Source organism: Marinobacter sp. PE14 (assembly GCF_053566155.1).
On the sequence record NZ_JBQXNY010000002.1, the window covers coordinates 913484 to 931975 of the forward strand.

Consider the following 18492-nt stretch of genomic DNA (forward strand, 5'->3'; position numbering starts at 1 on the left):
GACAATTCTTTAACCTGCCGGTTCCCGGAAAACAGCGATTGTGGTCTTTTTGTTGCCGGCAGGTTTCTGGCGGAGGTCTTTGTTCTATAGTTGCACCATAGAATCGGGTTGTGGATAGGGGAAGGTCTGAACTATGGCAATGCTGAAAGCGCTGGTGGTGGATGACGCCAGTTTTGTACGTGATCTGGTCAAGCGAACCGTGCGCCAGCGTTTTCCGGTCATCGAGACTACCGACGCCCAGAACGGCCGGCGAGCCCAGTCATTGATGTCGCGGACCGCGTTTGACCTGATTCTGTGCGACTGGGAGATGCCGGAGATGTCCGGGCTGGAGTTGTTGCAGTGGATGCGTCAGCAGCCCCAGTACGAAAACGTGCCTTTTATCATGATCACCAGCCGGGGTGACAAGGATCACGTGATCGAAGCGGTCAAGGGCGGCGTTTCCGAATACCTTGGCAAACCGTTCAGCCCGGAGGGGTTGAGCAAGAAGATCATCAAGGTGATGGGCCGCCAACTGAAAGACGCCATGGATCAGAGCGGCAAATCCATGGCCAGCCCCGCCGACGCCTTCAAAGAATCGGCCAACCTGCTGACCCGCAAGTCTGAGCCCGCGGCGGAGAGTTCCGCCACGTCACAGCCGTCTTCCCCCCGGCCCGAGCCTTCGGCACCGACAAGGCAGACTTCGGCCCGGGCGCCCATGAGCCTGGCCTCGGTACGCTTCGCCGAGAGCACCCTGAAATCGGTGGTCAAGGATATTAATCTGACGGAGGTGCGGGTGATCGCAAAGCGGGACCAGGTATTCCCGGGGATTCTCGACCAGGCGGTGGTGGACATCGAGATCGCCGAGGGCCAGATGGCGAGGCTGAACGGCTACGTGCACCAGTTGCAGGCGGTGGACAAACGCCAGGACACTGACTTTGTCAGCGTTACCATCCGTTTTGTCGATGAAGATCCGAAAAAACTCGAGGACCTGTCGAGGTTTGTCGCCCGCTTCCGGGCGGGTATGCGCTAGCTCTCTGCCTTCTCGGGGATCCGCTCGACCAGTCGCTCCCGCGGGAAGTGACAGATAAATACACTGCCCTCGCCAATCCGGCTGCGGATCTCAAGATTGCCGTCGTGGTTGAGCAGCACGTGTTTGACGATTGCCAGGCCAAGACCCGTGCCGCCGGTGTCTTTATGACGGCTGGGATCGGCCCGATAGAAGCGTTCTGTCAAACGGGGGATATGGATCGGGTCGATACCGATACCGGTGTCCTTCACCGACAGGTGGGCGCCTTCCCGGTTGGTGGACCAGGAGACGGTAATTTGACCGTTTGCAGGGGTGTACTTCACCGCATTGAATATCAGGTTCGAGAAAGCGCTGCGCAGCTGGCTTTCATCGCCTTTCAGCAGGCGATGGTCGCCGATATGCACGGTAATCTCGTGCTGTTTTTCGCCACTGAGCGCCCGGGCGTCATGACAGATCTGGGTCAGCAACTGGTCCACGTCCGTGAGGGTGTCGTTGACCGTTTGTTCCCCGGTTTCGATACGTGACAGCAGGATCAGGTCGGTAATCAGGGCTTCCATCCGGGATGACTGGGCGGCCATGGTGTTAATAGCTCGGCGCCACTTCGGCGGCAGGTCGGCGGCGTTGTCCACCAGGGTTTCGAGGTAGCCACTGATGACCGTGAGGGGCGTGCGCATCTCATGGGACACATTGCCGACGAAGTCACGGCGCATCTGTTCGAGCTGATACAGCCGTGTTACGTCCTTGGCGACGATCAGGCGGTCGTCATCACCAAACAGGCTGATCTGGATCTGAAGGTGAATATGAGGTTTGGCCGGCGAATGTATCTCCAGGGGATCGCGGTAATCCCTCGAATCGAAGTACGTCTTGAAGGCCGGCGTGCGGATCAGGTTATGGATGTACTGACCCTGGTCGGTGTTGCGCCGGAAACCCAGCAGATATTCGGCAGAGCCGTTCCACCATTCCATGGCACCCCGGGAGTCGGTCATGATCACGCCATCGCGCATGGCATTGGTGGATTCCTGAACCCGATTGATCTGGGCCCTCAACCGGTCCTGGGTCCTCAGGTGGTTCTGGTGCAGTTTGTGAAGGTTATCGAAAATATCGCCCCACAGGCCGATGCTTTGGGGGGCTTCGTCGGTGGCGCTGGGGTTGGACAACCACTGGTAGAGGCGCCTGGCCTGAAGCAGCGTCCACCACAGATAGACGATCAGCCCGAAGGTAAGGCCGTAAACGGGCTCACCGAAATAGAGGCCAACCAGGGTGGAGCCAATCAGGCCACCGATAATGTAGCGCAGGTATCGTGACCAGTTGTGTTGCATCAAAAACTGCCTTGTGTCCGTTCCGGGGCTGATGCTCAGCTGGCCGGAGTTACTTACGCGGCTCTGGTCGAGAAGCGGTAACCGGTTCCCCGCACGGTCTGGATCAGGTGGTCGTACTGGTCGCCAAGTGCCTTGCGGAGCCTGCGGATATGCACATCCACCGTCCGTTCCTCGACATAGACATTGCCACCCCAGACCTGGTCCAGGAGCTGGGAGCGAGTATATACCCGTTCCTGGTGCGTCATGAAGAACTGAAGCAGTCGGTATTCTGTTGGACCCATGGTAAGGGCGCCATTCTGGGTGGTGACCCGATGCCCGACCGGATCCAGCGTCAGGCCTTCCACTTCGATCGGGCTGTCCACGCCCGGCGGAGTCGCGCGCCGAAGCACGGCCTTCAGGCGGGCGACCAGTTCCCGGGGGCTGAACGGTTTGGTGATGTAATCGTCGGCACCAACTTCCAGGCCCTGGATCTTGTTGTCTTCCTCAACCTTGGCGGTGAGCATGATGATGGGAATGTCGGCGGTCGCTTCCTCTTTTTTCAGGCGACGCGCGAGCTCTACGCCACTGGTGCCGGGAAGCATCCAGTCGAGGAGTACCAGATCCGGGTGTTTGTCGACAATCAGGGCATGGGCTTCCCGGGCGTCCGCTGCCTCCAGATAGTCATAATCCGCCATTTCAAGGGCCACCGCGATCATCTCGCGGATCGGGGCCTCGTCATCGACGATCAGGACAGTTTTTCCAGTCATGAGCTTTTAACCTGTGTCAGACCTTGATTTGTTGCTGCCTCATTACAACGCTCAAGTGTTACAAGTATATGACAGGTTCAGCCAATGATGAGATCAATCACCAGGCCTGCAAAAACCGCGAAACCGGCCCAGTTGTTATTGAGAAACGCCTTGAAGCAGCCTTCCCGTTCCCGTTCCCGCGCCAGATACTGGTGGTACACGAACAGGCAGGCCATGGCCACGACGCCCAGGTAATAGAACGTGCCCAGCTCGGCACGGTGGCCCACCATGATCAGGATCAGTACCACCATGGCCTGCAGGATGCCAATGATCGCCTTGTCGGCCTCGCCGAACAGGATGGCCGTGGACTTGATGCCCACTTTCAGATCGTCATCCCGATCCACCATGGCATATAGGGTGTCGTAGGCAACGGTCCAGAGTACATTGGCCGTGAACAGCAGCCAGGTGAGCTGGCTCAGTTCGCCGGCCTCCGCCGCCCAGGCCATGGGAATGGCCCAGGAAAAGGCCGCGCCCAGAAACAGCTGCGGCAAATGCGTGTAACGCTTCATGAACGGGTAAATAAACGCCAGCAGGGCACCGCCGAACGACAGATACAGGGTCAGCGGGTTGGTGAACAGAACCACCATCAGGAAGGAAACCAGGCACAGTCCTGCGAACAGCGCCACCGCTTCCCAGGGTTTTACCCGGCCGGCGGTCAGCGGCCGGTCCTTGGTGCGTTTGACGTGCTTGTCCCAGTCGCGGTCGGCAAAGTCGTTAATGGCACAGCCGGCAGCGCGCATGAAGAACACGCCCAGGGTGAATATAATCACATTGGCAAGTCCGGGGCTGCCGTCGCCCGCCAGCCAAAGGGCCCAGTAGGTTGGCCACAGCAAGAGGAGGGTTCCGATTGGCCGGTCGATTCTGAGCAGGCTGGCGTAGTCGGCCAACCGGCGCTGGATAGATTCTGGCACAGCGTCAGGCAGCATGGCGTGCGTCCGTCTGGTGTTCTTCGAATTGAATAAGTGCAGGGATTATAGCCAGTCGCAGGAGGCCGGTTAAAGCGTGTTCCGCTGAAACAGGGCCGGTAGCAGGTATTCACCAACCAGCAGGGAGCTGTTGTGGCCGTTGAACAGGGAACGCCGCGCCAGTTGCGGCTGACCCGGGATTACCGGCTTGCAGAGGCCGGTTTCCAGAGGGCCCCGTTGCCAGTTGGGGCTGGTGAACAGGTAGGCGCCCAAAGGTCGATTGCCCAGGTGAAGCAGCCGGCGACCCTCGCCCTCCAGGCACTCCAGGGGAATGACCGTCCTGGCCAATACCCAGGGCTGGTTGTCGCCACACAGGCTGACTTCCCGTATCCAGGCGTATTGGCGGTGGGGAATGTGCAGACGCCGGGCCTCTTCCTGTGTCGGCGTTGCAAAGCCCTCCCGGCGGACCTCAACGTGAAAGGAATGGCTGCACTGTTTCTGGAGGGCCCGCGTAAACGAGCCCTCTACCTGCAGCCAATAGCGGGCAGGGCCGTGAACCTCCGGGTTGCGAAGGCCGGCGGCCGTCAGCGATTGGTACCAGTCCGTCGGGGGTATGGTCAGGCGACTGTTGATGTCAGAGACCCTTGACTGCATAGATGCCGGGGGCATTGCGCCAGTAGCCCTTGTAATCCATGCCGTAACCGAACAGGAAGCGGTCTTCCACTTCCAGGCCGGTGAAATCGGCCTTCAGATCCGGACGGGCTTTCCGCTCATGTTGCTTGTCGACCAGAACGGCAGTCAGTACCTCACTGGCACCGTGCGCGCGGCAGTAGTCGGCGATAGCGCACAGGGTTGTTCCCTCATCCAGAATGTCATCGACAATCAGGATGGTGCGGCCGTTCATATCGGCTTCGGGCTGCAGTTTCCACTCGAGAATGCCGCCGGTGGTTTCCTGACGGTAGCGGGTGGCATGCAGGTATTCGGCCTGGACCGGAAACCGGAGCCGGGGTAGCAGTTGTCCGGTCAGGATCAGCCCGCCGTTCATCACGCAGAATAACAGGGGGTTACTGTCTTTCAGGCGGGCGGTAATATCGTCGGCCAGGTTGCCGATTGCAGTCTGTACCTGCTGTTCATCCACCAGGCAGTCGGCTTCGGCCATAACCAGGTTCATTTCGGCGACGGTATCGGTCATATCGGTCGGTCCTGTCGTAAAACGGGCGATTATACCGGAGAGGGCCTACAGAAGGGAGGGGCCGCCCGGGTTGTCAGATCTGTATTTGTGGCTATTGGCAGAAATCCCCTGGCCGGACCGTCGGCATTGGCATTGGTCAATCCCGGGGCGATGGGTATGATGGCCTGATTCGACAGTTGTTCGTATCTGTAATGCGAACAAAACACTTGCGTGCATGATTGTCTGACAATTACTATTGCGCCCGGATGATATTGGGAGAAAACCTATGAAGAAGTGGCAGTGCGTGGTTTGCGGTCTGATTTACGATGAAGCCGAAGGTTGGCCCGAGGACGGCATTGAACCGGGCACCAAGTGGGAAGACGTACCGGAAGACTGGGTATGCCCGGATTGCGGTGTCGGCAAGGAAGATTTTGAAATGATCGAGATCGGTTGATATTACCCGGCATGGCAGGTGAAACCCGCCAAGGTGAGTTAAATACAGGAACGCGGTTATGACTGAGCAGGCCCCCATCATTATTGTCGGTACCGGGTTGTCCGGTTATTCCCTGGCGCGGGAAATCCGGAAGCAGGACAAGGAGACCCCGGTTCTGATGGTTACCGCCGACGATGGCGTGAGCTACTCCAAGCCCATGTTGTCCACCGGCTTTACCAAGGGCAAGGACGCCGATGGGCTGGCCCAGGGCGGAACCGACGCCATGGCGGAGCAGCTGAATGTCCGGATTCGCACATTTGCCACGGTCACCGGCATTGATACCGAGGCCCACGAACTGATTCTCGGTGACGAACGACTTGCCTACAGCAAGCTAGTTCTGGCCTGGGGCGCCGATGTGATCCGGCTTGGCCTTGATGGTGATGGCCAGGAGCATGTGTTTTCGATCAATGACCTGATGGATTACCGTGCCTTCCGGGACGCCCTGGGCGAGGGCAAACGGGTGGCGATCATGGGGGCTGGTCTGATTGGGTGTGAGTTTGCTAACGACCTGCGCAATGGCGGTTATGAGGTTGACGTGATTGCCCCCTCCGAGGAGGTGATGCCAGGACTGCTGCCGGAGGCGGCCGCCCATGCCGTCCAACAGGAGCTGGAGAATCTGGGGGTAGGGTTTCATCTCGGAACCTTGGTTGATCGGATCGACCGCAGGGGTGATGGGGTCAGTCTGACCCTGGCCAATGGCGACACTCTGGAAGCTGATCTGGTACTGTCCGCTGTGGGCCTGCGCCCAAGGACCGATCTGGCCCGGGCTGCCGAGCTGGAGACGGCCAGGGGGATTGTAGTGAATCGCGCGCTCGAGACTTCCGCGCCGGATGTTTACGCATTCGGTGATTGCGCCGAAGTCGACGGTCACGTGCTGCTTTATGTCCTGCCGCTGATGGCCTGTTCCCGGGCGCTTGCAAAAACCTTGCTTGGTGAGCGCACCGAGGTGAGCTATGGCACCATGCCGGTGATGATCAAAACGCCCTGCTGCCCGACCGCCGTCTGTCCACCACCGTCCGAAGCCGAGGGCAACTGGGAAGTTGAGCAGGATGGCACCAGCGTCAAGGCGCTGTTCAAGGGCGCCGGGGGCGATGTATTGGGGTTTGCGGTAACCGGCAGTTATGCCATGGAGAAACAGGCCCTGTCCAAGGAAGTACCCCCGATACACGGCTGATTAGCCCGACTCCATTCCGCAGCCCCGATACCACGGGGCTGCTTTCTCTTGGCCGGCAACGGCTTTTCATTGCGAAATTTCGCCGCTTGCGGTAGAAAACTTCTTCGTGTGCTAACGATATCACAGGAGCAGGCATGCTTGAGGTAACCAAGAAACTGGTGGAGTTGCTGGATCTCTCGCCCATCGGTGACGACCATTTCCAGGGGGACAGCGAGGATCTGGGCTTTCCCAACGTGTTCGGTGGACAGGTTCTTGGCCAGGCGCTGATGGCGGCCAGCCGAACCGTCGAAGGTCGCCTTTGCCATTCCCTTCATGCCTATTTTCTGCGCCCCGGCAACCAGGACATGCCCATCGACTACGAGGTCCAGCGGGTCCGTGATGGTGGCAGTTTCTCGGTACGTCGGGTGATTGCTCGCCAGGACGGCAAGGAAATTCTGACTGGCTCCATGTCATTCCAGGTAGCCGAGGAAGGGTTCGAGCATCAGTTGACCATGCCGGATGCGCCGGACCCGGAAACACTTCGCTCGGAACAGGAATGGGGTGAACTGCTCGCCCCCCAGGTGCCCGAGAAGATGCGCCCGATTCTGACCCGGGACCGCCCGATCGAGATCCGGCCGGTGAACCCGGTCAATCCCCTGAAACCGGAGAAGCGACCGCCCCATAAGCAGAGCTGGTTCCGGGCCCAGGGGCATCTGCCGGACGATCCCGTGCTTCACCGCTGCCTGCTCACTTACGCATCGGATTTCCAGTTCCTGGGGACATCCCTGAACCCGCACGGTCTGACCTTCATGAGCAAGAACCTGCAGGTGGCCAGTCTGGATCACGCCATCTGGTTTCACCGGGATTTCCGCATGGACGAATGGCTGTTGTACGACAAGGACAGCCCCAGTGCTTCAGCGGGACGGGGTTTCAATCGTGGCAATTTCTTCAATCAGGACGGTGTGCTGGTGGCATCCACCACCCAGGAAGCGCTGATTCGTCAAAGGTCCTAGCCGGTTAGCCCAGTTTGCGCTGGTCCGGCTGCTGGTGATTCTGATCCAGCCAGGTCATCAGTTCATCGAAAGGCAATGGCGGTGTCAGCAGGTATCCCTGGATCATGTCGCACCCCATGTCCCCTAGCAGCTTGGCTGTGATCTCATCCTCGACGCCTTCTGCCACCACCTGGTAGCCAAGGCTGTGGCACATGTCGATGGTGGTCTGGACAATCACCCGGTCTTCCGCCTCGGTGGGCAGCTCGGTGACCAGTGAACGATCGATTTTGACCTCGCTCGCCGGTAGCTGCTTGATGTAGGACAGCGAAGAATAGCCGGACCCGAAGTCATCGATCGACACCGGGATTCCCGTGGCACTGAGTGAGTTCAGCGCCCGGAGGGAGTTGGCCGGGTCCTGCATCATGGACGTTTCCGTGACTTCAAAAATGATTGCGCCCTGGTGGCTGTGGTAGCTGTTCATCAGACGCTGTACAAAAATGGGAAAATCCGGTTCGCGCAAGTTGTTGGGCGAAATATTGATAGATATGTTCAGGGGCCAGCCGCGCTCCAGCAATCGCGAGCGCAGTTCAAGTGATTGCTCAAGGACCCATCGGGTCATTGGCTTGATCAGCCCGGTCTGTTCCGCCAAGCTGACAATCTCGTCGGCACGGAGCGGTTTCGCCCGCCCGGGCCATCGGATCAGAACCTCAATTCCGACGATTCGACCGGTTTTCAGGCTCTGCTTGGGCTGCATGAACAGGGCGAGCTCGTTGGTGTTAAGCGCATGCCGCAGTTCCGATACCAGGGTCAGCCGGTCGGCGCTGTAGGAGTCCTTCTTGGACTTGTAATAGGCAATACCCCGCTCCCGCGCAGAGTCCGATCCTTCCGCGATCACCGCCCGGCGTATCAGGGTATTGGCATCGGTACCGTGCTCCGGGAAGATCGCCACGCCCAGTCTTGGGTCCAGGGGAATCTGCATGCCCAGATAGTCGATCGGATAGCGTATGCCTTCCAGTGACTTGAGGATAGCGCGCGGAACGGAACCGGTGGCATCGGCGTCAACAACAAAGGCGAATGTCTGTGGGTCCAGAGATGCCAGGTAGAAGTTGCGCTGATCACTCTGCTCCACCGGCATGGCGCCCGGGAGCTCCCGGGCCACGGCATTGTAGTGCTTGGATGCCAGCTCCAGAATCCGGTCGCTGTTGCGATGCCCCAGCGTTTTGGTGACCGACTGCAGGTTGTTCAGATGGATAACGGCAACGCCATAGCGTCGCTCGGGGCTGCGCAGCATCAGGTCGTTCAGCATCATCTCCAGACTGCCCCGATTGGGAAGGCCGGTAAGGGGATTATGCAGAGCATGATCCATCAATTTCAGCTCCGCCGATCGCCTCGCCGCCAGGGCGTTCAGTTCTGCTTCCCGCGCGTCAACCTTGTCCTGCCGTTCCTGATAAAGCCTCGCCGCCAGGGCCAGCGTTAGCAGAATGGCCTCCAGTGCCGAACCAATCTGCATGCCGTAGGTGGTCACGAAATTGTTGGGCAGCAGGCCGTACTTGTTGGCCGCCGTTATTGCGCTGCCCAGGGTCAGTGCCGCCCAGGCCACCGTGTAATAACCCGCCTGGGGGTTCCCTTTCCACCATTGCACCGGTCCCAGAACAGTGAGTAGAAGACAGCTGGGTATTGCCAGGGCCACGGTCAGTCGGCTGCCGGTGCTGTAGTCGACGAAAAAAGTCATCAACGCGACGGCTGCGTTCACGGATATTGCGAAAACGACCAGCCGGTTGAGCGTTGGGCCGGTTTCCCGCAGCTTCAGGAATGAGCGCGAGAACAGCAGGGTAAACAGAACCGCCAGAGGCACGGCCACCAGCATGATCTGGTTCTGGGTGCCGGGGTTTTGTGGCCACAGGAACTGGAATGCAGCACCGTTTAGCGTGCCGATGAGCAAAAGGTAACCCAAAGTTGATAGCACATAGAGCAAATAAACCGGTTCCCTCAGCGCCGCGAAGATAAACAGATTAAAGAAGATGACGGTGATCAGGATGCCGTAGTAGACCGCATGCATCTGGTCTTCCGTTGAAGAATGCTCGAAGAACGCCTGGGCGTTCCAGAGACGAACCGGAATCTGCATGGCACCTTCTGTGCGCACCTCCAGCAAGATTTCATACTCGCTGGCAATGCTCTGCTCAAAGGGGAACAGGAAATGCCGGTGCAGTATCGGCCGCTGGTCAAACGGAACGTGATCTCCGGTCTCCACGCGCCGGGCGATTCTCCCGTTCTCGAGCAAGTGGAAGGTAAGTTTGTCCAGCTGTGAGTAGCGAACTTCAAGAAGGTTGATGCTCGCCGGGTGGGATACCGGGAACCGGAGCCAGACGGTATCGCGGATGTAGCCGAAATTGGGGCTTTCTTCCTGCAGGGTTTGCCAGTGGCTGGATGTCAGTGCCTCACTGGCCGAGAGGTTTTGATCAGGAGCGGCGCGCAGATATTCGATCTGCGGGGCATAAGAAACCTCAGCCCCGAGCGAGGGGGCGGCCAGGCCAGATAACAGCAAAAGCGTTATCAGCAAACGAAGCCAGAGAGTGGATGCCACGTCGTACCGCTTAATTGTCATTGTCCAGAGGAGTATGGCGTGTCGTCTTTGGCGGCTCAAGCCGCCGGCAGAACCTGATTGGCAAATTTATGTAGTCGGGGCTCAGATCTGCTCCAGCCAACCGCGGACCCAGGGCAGTGCTTCCGCTTCCGGCTCCATGGTTTCCAGGGCGTCAATCCGAAGCGTGTCTCCAACCTTACAGGCAGCGGTTTCATACAGCGCTTCCTCGATGAGGTCGCCGGCGCCACAGAAAGTATCTCCATAGGAGCTGTCACCCAGGACGATGATGCCAAACGGCCGGCCCGGTTGTTGCGGCAACTGGTCCCGCAGGTCCAAGTAGAAGGGCAGCAGATTGGCCGGCAGCTCACCCTGTCCGGTTGTCGATGTACATACCAGTAGCGCATCGTTGTTCGACGTGATGTCATCCAGTACCGGGTTTTCCAGCACGGTTACTTGGTGGCCCTCCCCCTCAAGCTCTTTCTTGAGAGTTCTGGCCGTCAGGAGCGCGCCACCATAGACGCTGCCCACCAGGATTCTGATTGATGTCATAGATTACCCATTCGCCGCCTGAAGATTGACCATACGGTCGTTCGGTGGCGCACGATCATAGCGGGAGTGCTTTGCCGCCTCAAGGAGACGGGGAGGGCGAAGGCTCGGTTTCCTGGCTTCGGACCCGGGGTGCTATTCGGTTGCGCCCGCATTCCTTGGCATTGTAGAGATGCAGATCGGCCTGTTTGAGCAGATCGTCCAGTGAGCGAGCCTTGGCAATGGAACAGACGCCAGCACTGATGGTTACCGGCAACGACTGATTCCTGAACCGGAACGCATGCCTGGACACGTCAGAGCGCAACCGCTCTGCCAGGGTCAGCGCCTGCAGCAGGGAGGTATCCGGCAACAAGACCAGAAATTCCTCACCGCCCCATCGGGCTGCGACATCCGCCTGCCGTATCACCGTTCTCATCAGTCCGGCGAATTCGCGGAGGACGTCATCACCGGCATCGTGCCCGAACTGATCGTTGATCTGTTTGAACAGATCCAGATCGATCAGGGCAATGGAGAAGTGGTGGCCCGAACGCTGGTACCGGGAAAACTCCATCGCCAGGCGATTCTGCATGTCGCGCCGGTTGGCCAGCCCGGTGAGTTCGTCCGTTCGTGCTGCATGCTCATGGGCTTCGGCAAGGGCGAGAAGTTCATTACGTGCCTTCAGGCGGCTGGCTTCAAGCACGAAACAGAAAATGGATTCGAAGGTCAGGGCCGCGAAAAAACGGATCTTGAAATCCATGCTGTATTCCGCGGATACCAGCGGGAGGCCGGGAAACTGGAATACCACTACGGCTACGAGGTAGCAGAACAGCAGAACCGCCGTGCCGGTTTTGAGATCGGTCAGATAAAACAGGAGAGGGGGGAAGACGTAAAACCAGAGCGGTCCGGTGTTGCTCTCGCCGCCGGAGGCGATCAGGTAGGTGAAAAGCAGCCCCGCAATTACGATCATCCCCGCTTTCTGGCGGGCACGGTTGCCGGTGCCGGCAAAGTAAAGCATGTTCAGGGCAATCAGGCCGATAAAAGACCAGAGCACCCAGGCATGGGTTGTGTGGCCGGCAAACCAGGCCTTGGCGCCGATGCCAATCAGGAAACCAATGGCGGTTGCAGACAGCCAGGTCAGAAGTCGCGAAACCTGGGCATCTTCCCGTTCGCCGGCAGCGCGCTGCCCGGAGGAAGTTGGATGGGGCATGGAGACCTTGTTTGCTATTTTTATAATTTTGACGCTATTCGCCGGAATTATGGGTCAATTTAGTGAATTTTTGCAGTTCCGTCTGTGATGTGTTTACTTTGTGTGAAATGTGACCGTTTTATTTCATTTTCATGTCAAAAATTTTATAGTTGCCGCGCGACAGAGCTCGCCCCCAATCCCCACAGACTAAACGAGACCTGAGCTGTTATGGCCCGTTCGAGCGGATTTCTGGATACCCTTCTCACCAGCCCTACCACGGAACGATACAGGGTCGGCATCAGCCTGCTTTTCCTACTTGGTGTATGGCTGACTGTCGGATCATTCAGTCAGGGAATGCCCAACAGTATGTTGCTCATGGCCGCTGCGGTCATTGGCGGTTACATGGCGATCAATATCGGCGCCAACGACGTTGCCAACAATGTCGGCCCCGCGGTGGGTTCTGGTGCCTTGTCCCTGGGCGCGGCGGTCGTTATCGCTGCCATTTTTGAAGCCGGCGGGGCGATTATTGCCGGCGGTGACGTGGTTTCCACCATCAAGGGCGGCATCATCGATCCCTCTAATCTGGAAGAGGGCCGGGCTTTCGTCTGGCTGATGACGGCCGCCTTGCTGGCGGGCGCGCTGTGGCTGAACCTGGCTACCTGGATGGGTGCACCGGTGTCCACGACCCACTCAATTGTTGGTGGCGTTCTTGGCGCCGGTATCGCCGCTGGTGGTTGGGGTATCGCTGACTGGGCGGTGATGGCCAAGATTGCCGCCAGCTGGGTGATCTCGCCGGTGCTCGGTGGTGCACTTGCGGCCTTGTTCCTTTTCGCGATCAAGAAGACCGTGCTTTACCGCAAGGAGGTCATTCCGGCAGCACGAACCTTTGTGCCCTGGCTGGTAGCGATCATGGCGTGGGCTTTCGGCACCTATCTGATGATCAAGGGCGTCAAGAAAATCGTCAAAGTCGATTTTATGGAAGCGACCCTGATCGGTCTTGCCGCCGCCGCCGTGGTGTTCTTTGTCATGCGTACCCTGGTGGGTCGCATGGCCTCAACCATGGAAAACAGCTCCGCCGGGGTGAATACCCTCTTCACCTGGCCGCTGATCTTTGCCGCCGCGCTACTGAGTTTTGCTCATGGCGCCAACGACGTCGCCAACGCCATTGGTCCGCTGGCAGCCATCAACGACGCCCTCTCTGCTGATTCGGTTGTCATGTCGGCGAATATTCCCCTGTGGGTGATGATGGTGGGCGCCCTGGGTCTGGCCGTTGGCCTAATGCTGTTCGGCCCGCGCCTGATCAAGACCGTTGGCAGTGAAATCACTGAACTGGATAAAACCCGGGCGTTCTGTATCGCCCTTTCGGCGGCGCTCACGGTGATCCTTGCGTCTCAACTGGGCTTGCCGGTCAGCTCCACCCATATCGCCATTGGTGGCGTGTTCGGTGTGGGTTTCCTCCGTGAGTACCTGAAGTCCAACTATGCAACCCAACTGCACAAGATCATGGAGCACCATGATCCTGCCGAGCAGGAGCGTCTCAAGCCCTTCCTGGATGATTTCCGCAACGCGTCGGTTGAGGAAATGGAGAATCTGCTCAAGCGGGCCAAGAAGAAAAAGCAGGTACCTCTGTCCAAGTCCGAGCGCAAACGCCTGAAGAAGATCTACCGGGAAGAGTTGGTGAAGCGTTCGCATCTGGTGCGCATTGCCGCAGCCTGGATCATCACCGTACCGGCATCGGCCATTATGGCTGCGATTCTGTTCTTCACCCTGCGGGGCTTGTTGATCTGACCGGGCTGGTTGTATAAACCGAGTTTGGTCATACTATCTGTAAAAAGGGGTGGTTCACCCCTCAAGCCTATTTGTCCGTGGAGTGGAGTATGAGTTCATCCGTTGAAGGCCGTCAGGCCAAGATGATTAATGAGCTGAGGACCTTCATCAAGAAGGTTTTGAGCGACCCGACCATTGCCGTCAAGTCCATGGAGATTGCTCGCAAGCACCGGGGTCAACCGAATGCCGAGGAGCTGATTGCGCAGGAAATAAGTGCCAGCACCAATATCCGGATTCCGGAGAACTGGAGTGAGGCGGATAAGATGTTTCTCGATATCATCCATGATGTTCTGGATGATGAAGAGGCGCTTTACTGATCTACTCCAGGCTCTTGGCCTTAAACCTCGGGAGAGGAGCCGGCTGGCGGGACGTTTCAAAAACACGCTGTGAATACGTCCCTGTACGCTTGGCTCCGCCATCCCTGGCTCCGCACAGTTTTTGAAACGTCCCCCCAGCCGACTATTCAGGCTCCAGTGTTTGCCGCCGTTTTCAAGCCTGTCTGGCGTTTGGCTGCGCCTGTTTTAATACCGCATCCGCCATCTGGTGCAGGATGCTGATCTCATCCTCTATACCCTCATCCCGTGATAGCTCTCTCTGTTCCGAAAGGATGTCGGCCAGGATTTCCCTGGTGGTCAGAGGGTTGGCCAGTACCACCCGGAACACGATGCACGGAAAATTGAAGTAACGGGCCGGCTCCAGTCGGGTCCGTGACACGAATGCCTTGCCCCGTTCCCGTTGGGTTTTCTGGATGAACTTGGTAATCCGGTTCAGGCAGGTGTTGAGCTTTTCCGCCTGCAGCGGGTCGGCGCAGGCCAGGGCTTCCTGAACGTTTTCCGGGCAGTAGCGGTAGGTCAGGATGTTCAGTTCCGGTCTCGTGACCAGTTCGAAGTCCGGCTCAGCTTCGATCATTTCCGCGAAGGTCTTGGCTTTGTCGATGCCCTGGTCGATCAGGATCTCATAGCCTTCCCGGGCCAGGATTTTCAGGCCGGAGTGAATCAGCATGGACATGCCCGGCCGCGAGCCTTCCAGGGTGGTGCTGCCGAGGTCCCGGGAGCCTTTACGGATGATGTACTGGGCGTGGTGTTCCACGGCGCTGGCGAGGCTCGGGTCGCGGAATACCACCAGGCCCACGCCCATGGGGACGTAGAGTTGTTTGTGGGCGTCGAAGGTGACCGAGTCCGCCTTTTCGATACCGCGCAGAAGGTGTTTGTAGGTGCGGGAGAACAGGGTCGGCCCGCCCCAGGCGGCGTCCACGTGGAAATGGGCGCCGAATTCACGGGCGATGTCGGCCATGGCATCCAGGGGGTCGACGTTGCCGGTTTCGGTGGTGCCGGCCACGCCGCAGATGGCCATGACCTTAATCTTCTGGCGCTGCAGTTCCAGGCACTTGTCCCGCAGGGCATCGGTGTTGATGCGGTTTTCGTCGTCGGTATCCACCGGAATCAGGGATTCCCGGCCGAGGCCGAGTACGTCGGCGGCTTTGCGCAAGGAATAATGGCCTCGGCGCGAGACAACGATGGCGGCGCCCTCATGGCCGTAGTATTTCAGCGCCCGGAACAGGCCTTCCTGGTGCAGTCCGCGGAAGCTCCCCTCGGCCGGGAAGGCCCGGTTGCGGGCGACCCACAGGGCGGTGAGGTTGGCGACGGTGCCACCAGAGCACATGGCGCCCAGGGCGTAGCGGGGGTCGTGCATCCACTTGCGGTAGAAGGCGCCGTCTTCCTGGTATACCAGCCGGTGAATCATGCCCAGCACCTGGCGCTCCATGGGGGTGAACGCCTTGGAGGTTTCGGTTTTGACCAGGTTCTGGTTCAGGGCAATCATGATTTTCGACAGCGGCAGCATGAAATACGGCAGCGCGGAGGTCATGTGCCCGATAAAGGCCGGCGAGGCGGTGTGAACGGAGTTGGCCACCAGTTTGTCGAGCAGGAACTGGGCCTGTTCAGACACAAAGACAGGCTTCTCGGGGATGCTGTAGTCGGAGAAGTCTTTCTCCACATCCGAGAGGTCCCGTTCAACCGCAACAATGTGCTCCTGCAGAAAGCCTGCAAGATTGCGGGAGATGTTCTGGTCAATCCGGCTCAGCGTCGATTCCGGCGCCTCAGGCACCGTGAACACGCGATACATGGCCTCTACCGAGGCCTGTGCGGATTTTTTCTTTCCGGTCATAGGCGCCACTCACAATCAGTGGTCATCCGAAGGGCCGGTTCCGGATGCCCTGCGGATACGGCCGGCATTCATATCCGGCATTAATTTCTGGCCGCCTGCCGCTGGCAGGCGCACTGGCATCCCTGAGGGGGCGTAGTATACGGCCTGGCGACAGGTTACGCCACACGCCCCGGACCCGGGTTATACGGTCAGAGTATTTCCCGATGTATATCCAGTATGGCAGCATCCACGCGTTCTTCGATGGCTTTTTCGATCTGGTCCAGGCGTTGGGTGATTTGCTGGGAGGAGGTGCCCAGGGCCGCGATGGTCCAGGTGGCGCAGTCGAGAGCCTCCTGGTCGGCGGTCTCGGCAACGGCGAGGTCGGGTTCTTTGCCCCAGACGGCCTTCAGGGCGGTGAAGACTTTGCGCTTGGCTTTGAGGTCGTCGCAGCCGTAGAGCTGGAAGTGCAGGGTCAGTACGCCCACGTTGGGCGTGATAACCAGCTGCTGGGGCTTTTGGCCTTCCCTCAGGAGTTTTCTCAGGGCTTCTGACATGTCTGGTTCGCCAGGGTTTAAATGGGCCGAAAAGATGTCGGATTACGCCTTCGGCTAATCCGACCGACTTGTCCGAGTAATAAGTTAACCGTAGGTCGGATTAGCCGAAGGCGTAATCCGACAGGTCTGGCTAACAGCAACCCCTTACCCTACTACAGGCGTTGCCCGTTTGATAATGGCTGCCGGATCGGTGCCCGAGGGCAGGTTGCCGTAGTTCATGCCGCCACTGGACTGCAGTCGGGAGGCGCAGAAGGCGTCGGCGACGGCGGCATCCGAGTGTCGCAGGAGCAGGGAGCCCTGTAGGGCCAGGGCCATTCTGTCGACCAGGTTACGGGCGCGGTACTGGAAATCGCTGATGTCGGCGAAGTCGTGTTGCAGCTGCGCCAGGAACTGGTCGAAGCGGCGATCGGCGCCTTTGGCTTCGGCGGCTTCCTTGAAGAAGGCGTCGAGGGTTTCAGGCTCTTTTTGCAGGGCGCGCAGGGTGTCCAGGCACTGAACGTTGCCGCTGCCTTCCCAGATGGCGTTGACGGGGGATTCCCGGAACAGCCTGGGCATGATGCAGTCTTCCATCACGCCGCTGCCGCCGATGCATTCCATGGCCTCGTAGGCATGGTTCGGGGTTCGTTTGCAGATCCAGTACTTGCCAACGGGTGTGGCCAGGCGGGCCAGCAGGCGTTCGTGTTCCTTGTCCTGGTTGTCGAGGGCGCGGGCAATGCGCATGGTGTAGGCCATGGCTGCTTCGCTTTCCAGGGCCAGATCGGCCAGGACATTCTGCATCAGGGGCTGATCGATCAGGCGGGCGCCGAAGGCACTGCGGTGGCGGCAGTGATGGCTGGCCTGCGCGATGGCCTGGCGCATGCCGGCGGAGCTGCCGATCATGCAGTCGAAGCGGGTCATGGCCACCATTTCGATGATGGTGGGCACGCCGCGACCTTCCTCGCCAACCATCCAGGCGAGGGCGCCGCGCAGTTCGGCTTCGCTGGAGGCGTTGGCAACGTTGCCCATTTTGTTCTTCAGGCGCTGGACCTGCCAGGGGTTCTTGGTACCGTCTGGGCGCCAGCGGGGCATCAGAAAACATGACAGTCCTGTCTGTGTCTGCGCCAGTACCAGGAAGGCGTCGCACATGGGGGCAGAGACAAACCATTTGTGCCCCACCAGTTCATAGGCCTGGCCGGGACCTTGAACACCGACCGGGTAGGCCTTGGTGCTGTTGGCGCGTACATCGCTGCCGCCCTGTTTCTCGGTCATGGCCATGCCGATGGTCACAGAGCTTTTCTGGCTGTCCGGCAGGTTGCGCGGATCATAGCTGTCGGCCAGGATCCTGGCTTCCCAGTCGGCCGCGAGTTCCGGCTGTTTGCGAATCGACGGAATGGCGGCAAAGGTCATGGTGACAGGGCAGCAGTGGGCGGCTTCCACCTGGGAGTGCATGTAGTACCTGGCAGCACGGGCAACATGTGCGCCCTGGCCTGGATGGCTCCAGGGGCTGCAGTGAAGGCCATTGTCGAAAGCGATCCGCATCAGCTCATGGTAGGCCGGATGGAAGTCCACTTCGTCTATGCGGTGGCCGAAACGGTCATGGGTGTTGAAGACCGGTTTGTTGGCGTTGGCGCGAAACCCCAGGTCAATGGTCTGCGCGGCCCCGGCCAGGGCTCCGAATGCCTTGAGATCCTCGGCGGCTTTACCGGCGCCCTCCCGGAGGGCGGCTTCCTGCAGGGCAATGTCCTGCTCGAACAGGTTGTAGTTCTCCAGGGCCGGAGGCTGGTTGAAGACCTCATGGGTGCTGGCCAGGTAGCGATCTTCCTGGTCGTTTGATGGCGTCTCTGGCCGGGGTTGACGCGCGTTCATAG

At 59.2% G+C, this 18492-nt stretch carries 17 protein-coding genes; 6 read left to right on the plus strand and 11 right to left on the minus strand.

Annotation, left to right across the window (positions count from 1 at the left end):
* Positions 1-133: 133 nt before the first annotated feature.
* The gene (locus tag ACWJ62_RS09930) at positions 134-1009 is read left to right on the plus strand and encodes a response regulator (RefSeq protein WP_449286029.1); all 876 of its coding nucleotides are present in this window, start codon (positions 134-136) and stop codon (positions 1007-1009) included.
* On the opposite strand, the gene phoR is transcribed toward ACWJ62_RS09930, so the two are convergent.
* The 5 genes from phoR to ACWJ62_RS09955 form a co-directional block, all read right to left on the minus strand.
* Positions 1006-2325, minus strand: coding sequence for a phosphate regulon sensor histidine kinase PhoR (phoR, locus tag ACWJ62_RS09935; RefSeq protein ID WP_449286030.1), 1320 nt, complete (start codon positions 2323-2325; stop codon positions 1006-1008). The genes ACWJ62_RS09930 and phoR overlap by 4 nt on opposite strands.
* A 53-nt stretch (positions 2326-2378) precedes the next feature.
* Positions 2379-3071 carry a phosphate regulon transcriptional regulator PhoB gene (phoB, locus tag ACWJ62_RS09940; RefSeq protein WP_104270801.1) on the minus strand — a complete coding sequence of 231 codons (693 nt, stop codon included), beginning with the start codon at positions 3069-3071 and terminating at the stop codon, positions 2379-2381.
* 77 nt (positions 3072-3148) lie between these two features.
* Positions 3149-4036, minus strand: a complete 888-nt coding sequence (gene ubiA, locus ACWJ62_RS09945) for a 4-hydroxybenzoate octaprenyltransferase (protein ID WP_449286031.1) — start codon at positions 4034-4036, stop codon at positions 3149-3151.
* A gap of 69 nt (positions 4037-4105) precedes the next feature.
* Positions 4106-4669: a chorismate--pyruvate lyase family protein gene (locus ACWJ62_RS09950; RefSeq protein WP_449286032.1), complete on the minus strand. Its 564-nt coding sequence runs from the start codon at positions 4667-4669 to the stop codon at positions 4106-4108.
* Entirely contained in the window at positions 4650-5207 is a 558-nt protein-coding gene (locus ACWJ62_RS09955; RefSeq protein ID WP_449286033.1) for a hypoxanthine-guanine phosphoribosyltransferase, read from the minus strand. The genes ACWJ62_RS09950 and ACWJ62_RS09955 overlap by 20 nt, the downstream gene beginning before the upstream one ends.
* A gap of 265 nt (positions 5208-5472) precedes the next feature.
* On the opposite strand from ACWJ62_RS09955, the gene ACWJ62_RS09960 reads away from it, so the two are divergent.
* The 3 genes from ACWJ62_RS09960 (at position 5473) to ACWJ62_RS09970 (ending at position 7845) form a co-directional block, all read left to right on the plus strand.
* On the plus strand, positions 5473-5640 hold the full coding sequence (locus ACWJ62_RS09960; protein ID WP_008173532.1) for a rubredoxin: 168 nt from the start codon (positions 5473-5475) through the stop codon (positions 5638-5640).
* Positions 5641-5698: 58 nt separating this feature from the next.
* The gene (locus ACWJ62_RS09965; protein WP_449286034.1) at positions 5699-6853 is read left to right on the plus strand and encodes an NAD(P)/FAD-dependent oxidoreductase; all 1155 of its coding nucleotides are present in this window, start codon (positions 5699-5701) and stop codon (positions 6851-6853) included.
* 134 nt (positions 6854-6987) lie between these two features.
* A complete protein-coding gene (locus ACWJ62_RS09970) occupies positions 6988-7845 on the plus strand; it encodes an acyl-CoA thioesterase (RefSeq protein WP_449286035.1) in 858 nt (285 codons plus the stop codon).
* A 4-nt stretch (positions 7846-7849) separates the two neighbouring features.
* Here ACWJ62_RS09970 and ACWJ62_RS09975 read toward each other — a convergent pair whose 3' ends face one another.
* The 3 genes from ACWJ62_RS09975 to ACWJ62_RS09985 all read right to left on the minus strand — a co-directional run bounded on the left by ACWJ62_RS09975 (position 7850) and on the right by ACWJ62_RS09985 (position 12140).
* On the minus strand, positions 7850-10429 hold the full coding sequence (locus tag ACWJ62_RS09975) for an EAL domain-containing protein (protein WP_449286036.1): 2580 nt from the start codon (positions 10427-10429) through the stop codon (positions 7850-7852).
* An 81-nt stretch (positions 10430-10510) separates the two neighbouring features.
* Positions 10511-10957: a flavodoxin gene (locus ACWJ62_RS09980; protein WP_449286037.1), complete on the minus strand. Its 447-nt coding sequence runs from the start codon at positions 10955-10957 to the stop codon at positions 10511-10513.
* Between the two features lie 79 nt (positions 10958-11036).
* Positions 11037-12140, minus strand: coding sequence for a GGDEF domain-containing protein (locus ACWJ62_RS09985; protein WP_449286038.1), 1104 nt, complete (start codon positions 12138-12140; stop codon positions 11037-11039).
* A gap of 207 nt (positions 12141-12347) precedes the next feature.
* On the opposite strand from ACWJ62_RS09985, the gene ACWJ62_RS09990 reads away from it, so the two are divergent.
* Positions 12348-13907, plus strand: coding sequence for an inorganic phosphate transporter (locus tag ACWJ62_RS09990; protein WP_148608700.1), 1560 nt, complete (start codon positions 12348-12350; stop codon positions 13905-13907).
* A gap of 89 nt (positions 13908-13996) precedes the next feature.
* A complete protein-coding gene (locus ACWJ62_RS09995; protein ID WP_008173512.1) occupies positions 13997-14263 on the plus strand; it encodes a hypothetical protein in 267 nt (88 codons plus the stop codon).
* A 172-nt stretch (positions 14264-14435) separates the two neighbouring features.
* Here ACWJ62_RS09995 and panP read toward each other — a convergent pair whose 3' ends face one another.
* The 3 genes from panP to ACWJ62_RS10010 all read right to left on the minus strand — a co-directional run bounded on the left by panP (position 14436) and on the right by ACWJ62_RS10010 (position 18490).
* Positions 14436-16112, minus strand: a complete 1677-nt coding sequence (panP, locus tag ACWJ62_RS10000) for a pyridoxal-dependent aspartate 1-decarboxylase PanP (RefSeq protein ID WP_449286039.1) — start codon at positions 16110-16112, stop codon at positions 14436-14438.
* 188 nt (positions 16113-16300) lie between these two features.
* Positions 16301-16645, minus strand: coding sequence for a DUF503 domain-containing protein (locus ACWJ62_RS10005; protein ID WP_449286040.1), 345 nt, complete (start codon positions 16643-16645; stop codon positions 16301-16303).
* Between the two features lie 144 nt (positions 16646-16789).
* Entirely contained in the window at positions 16790-18490 is a 1701-nt protein-coding gene (locus ACWJ62_RS10010) for an isovaleryl-CoA dehydrogenase (protein WP_449286041.1), read from the minus strand.
* Positions 18491-18492: the final 2 nt, after the last annotated feature.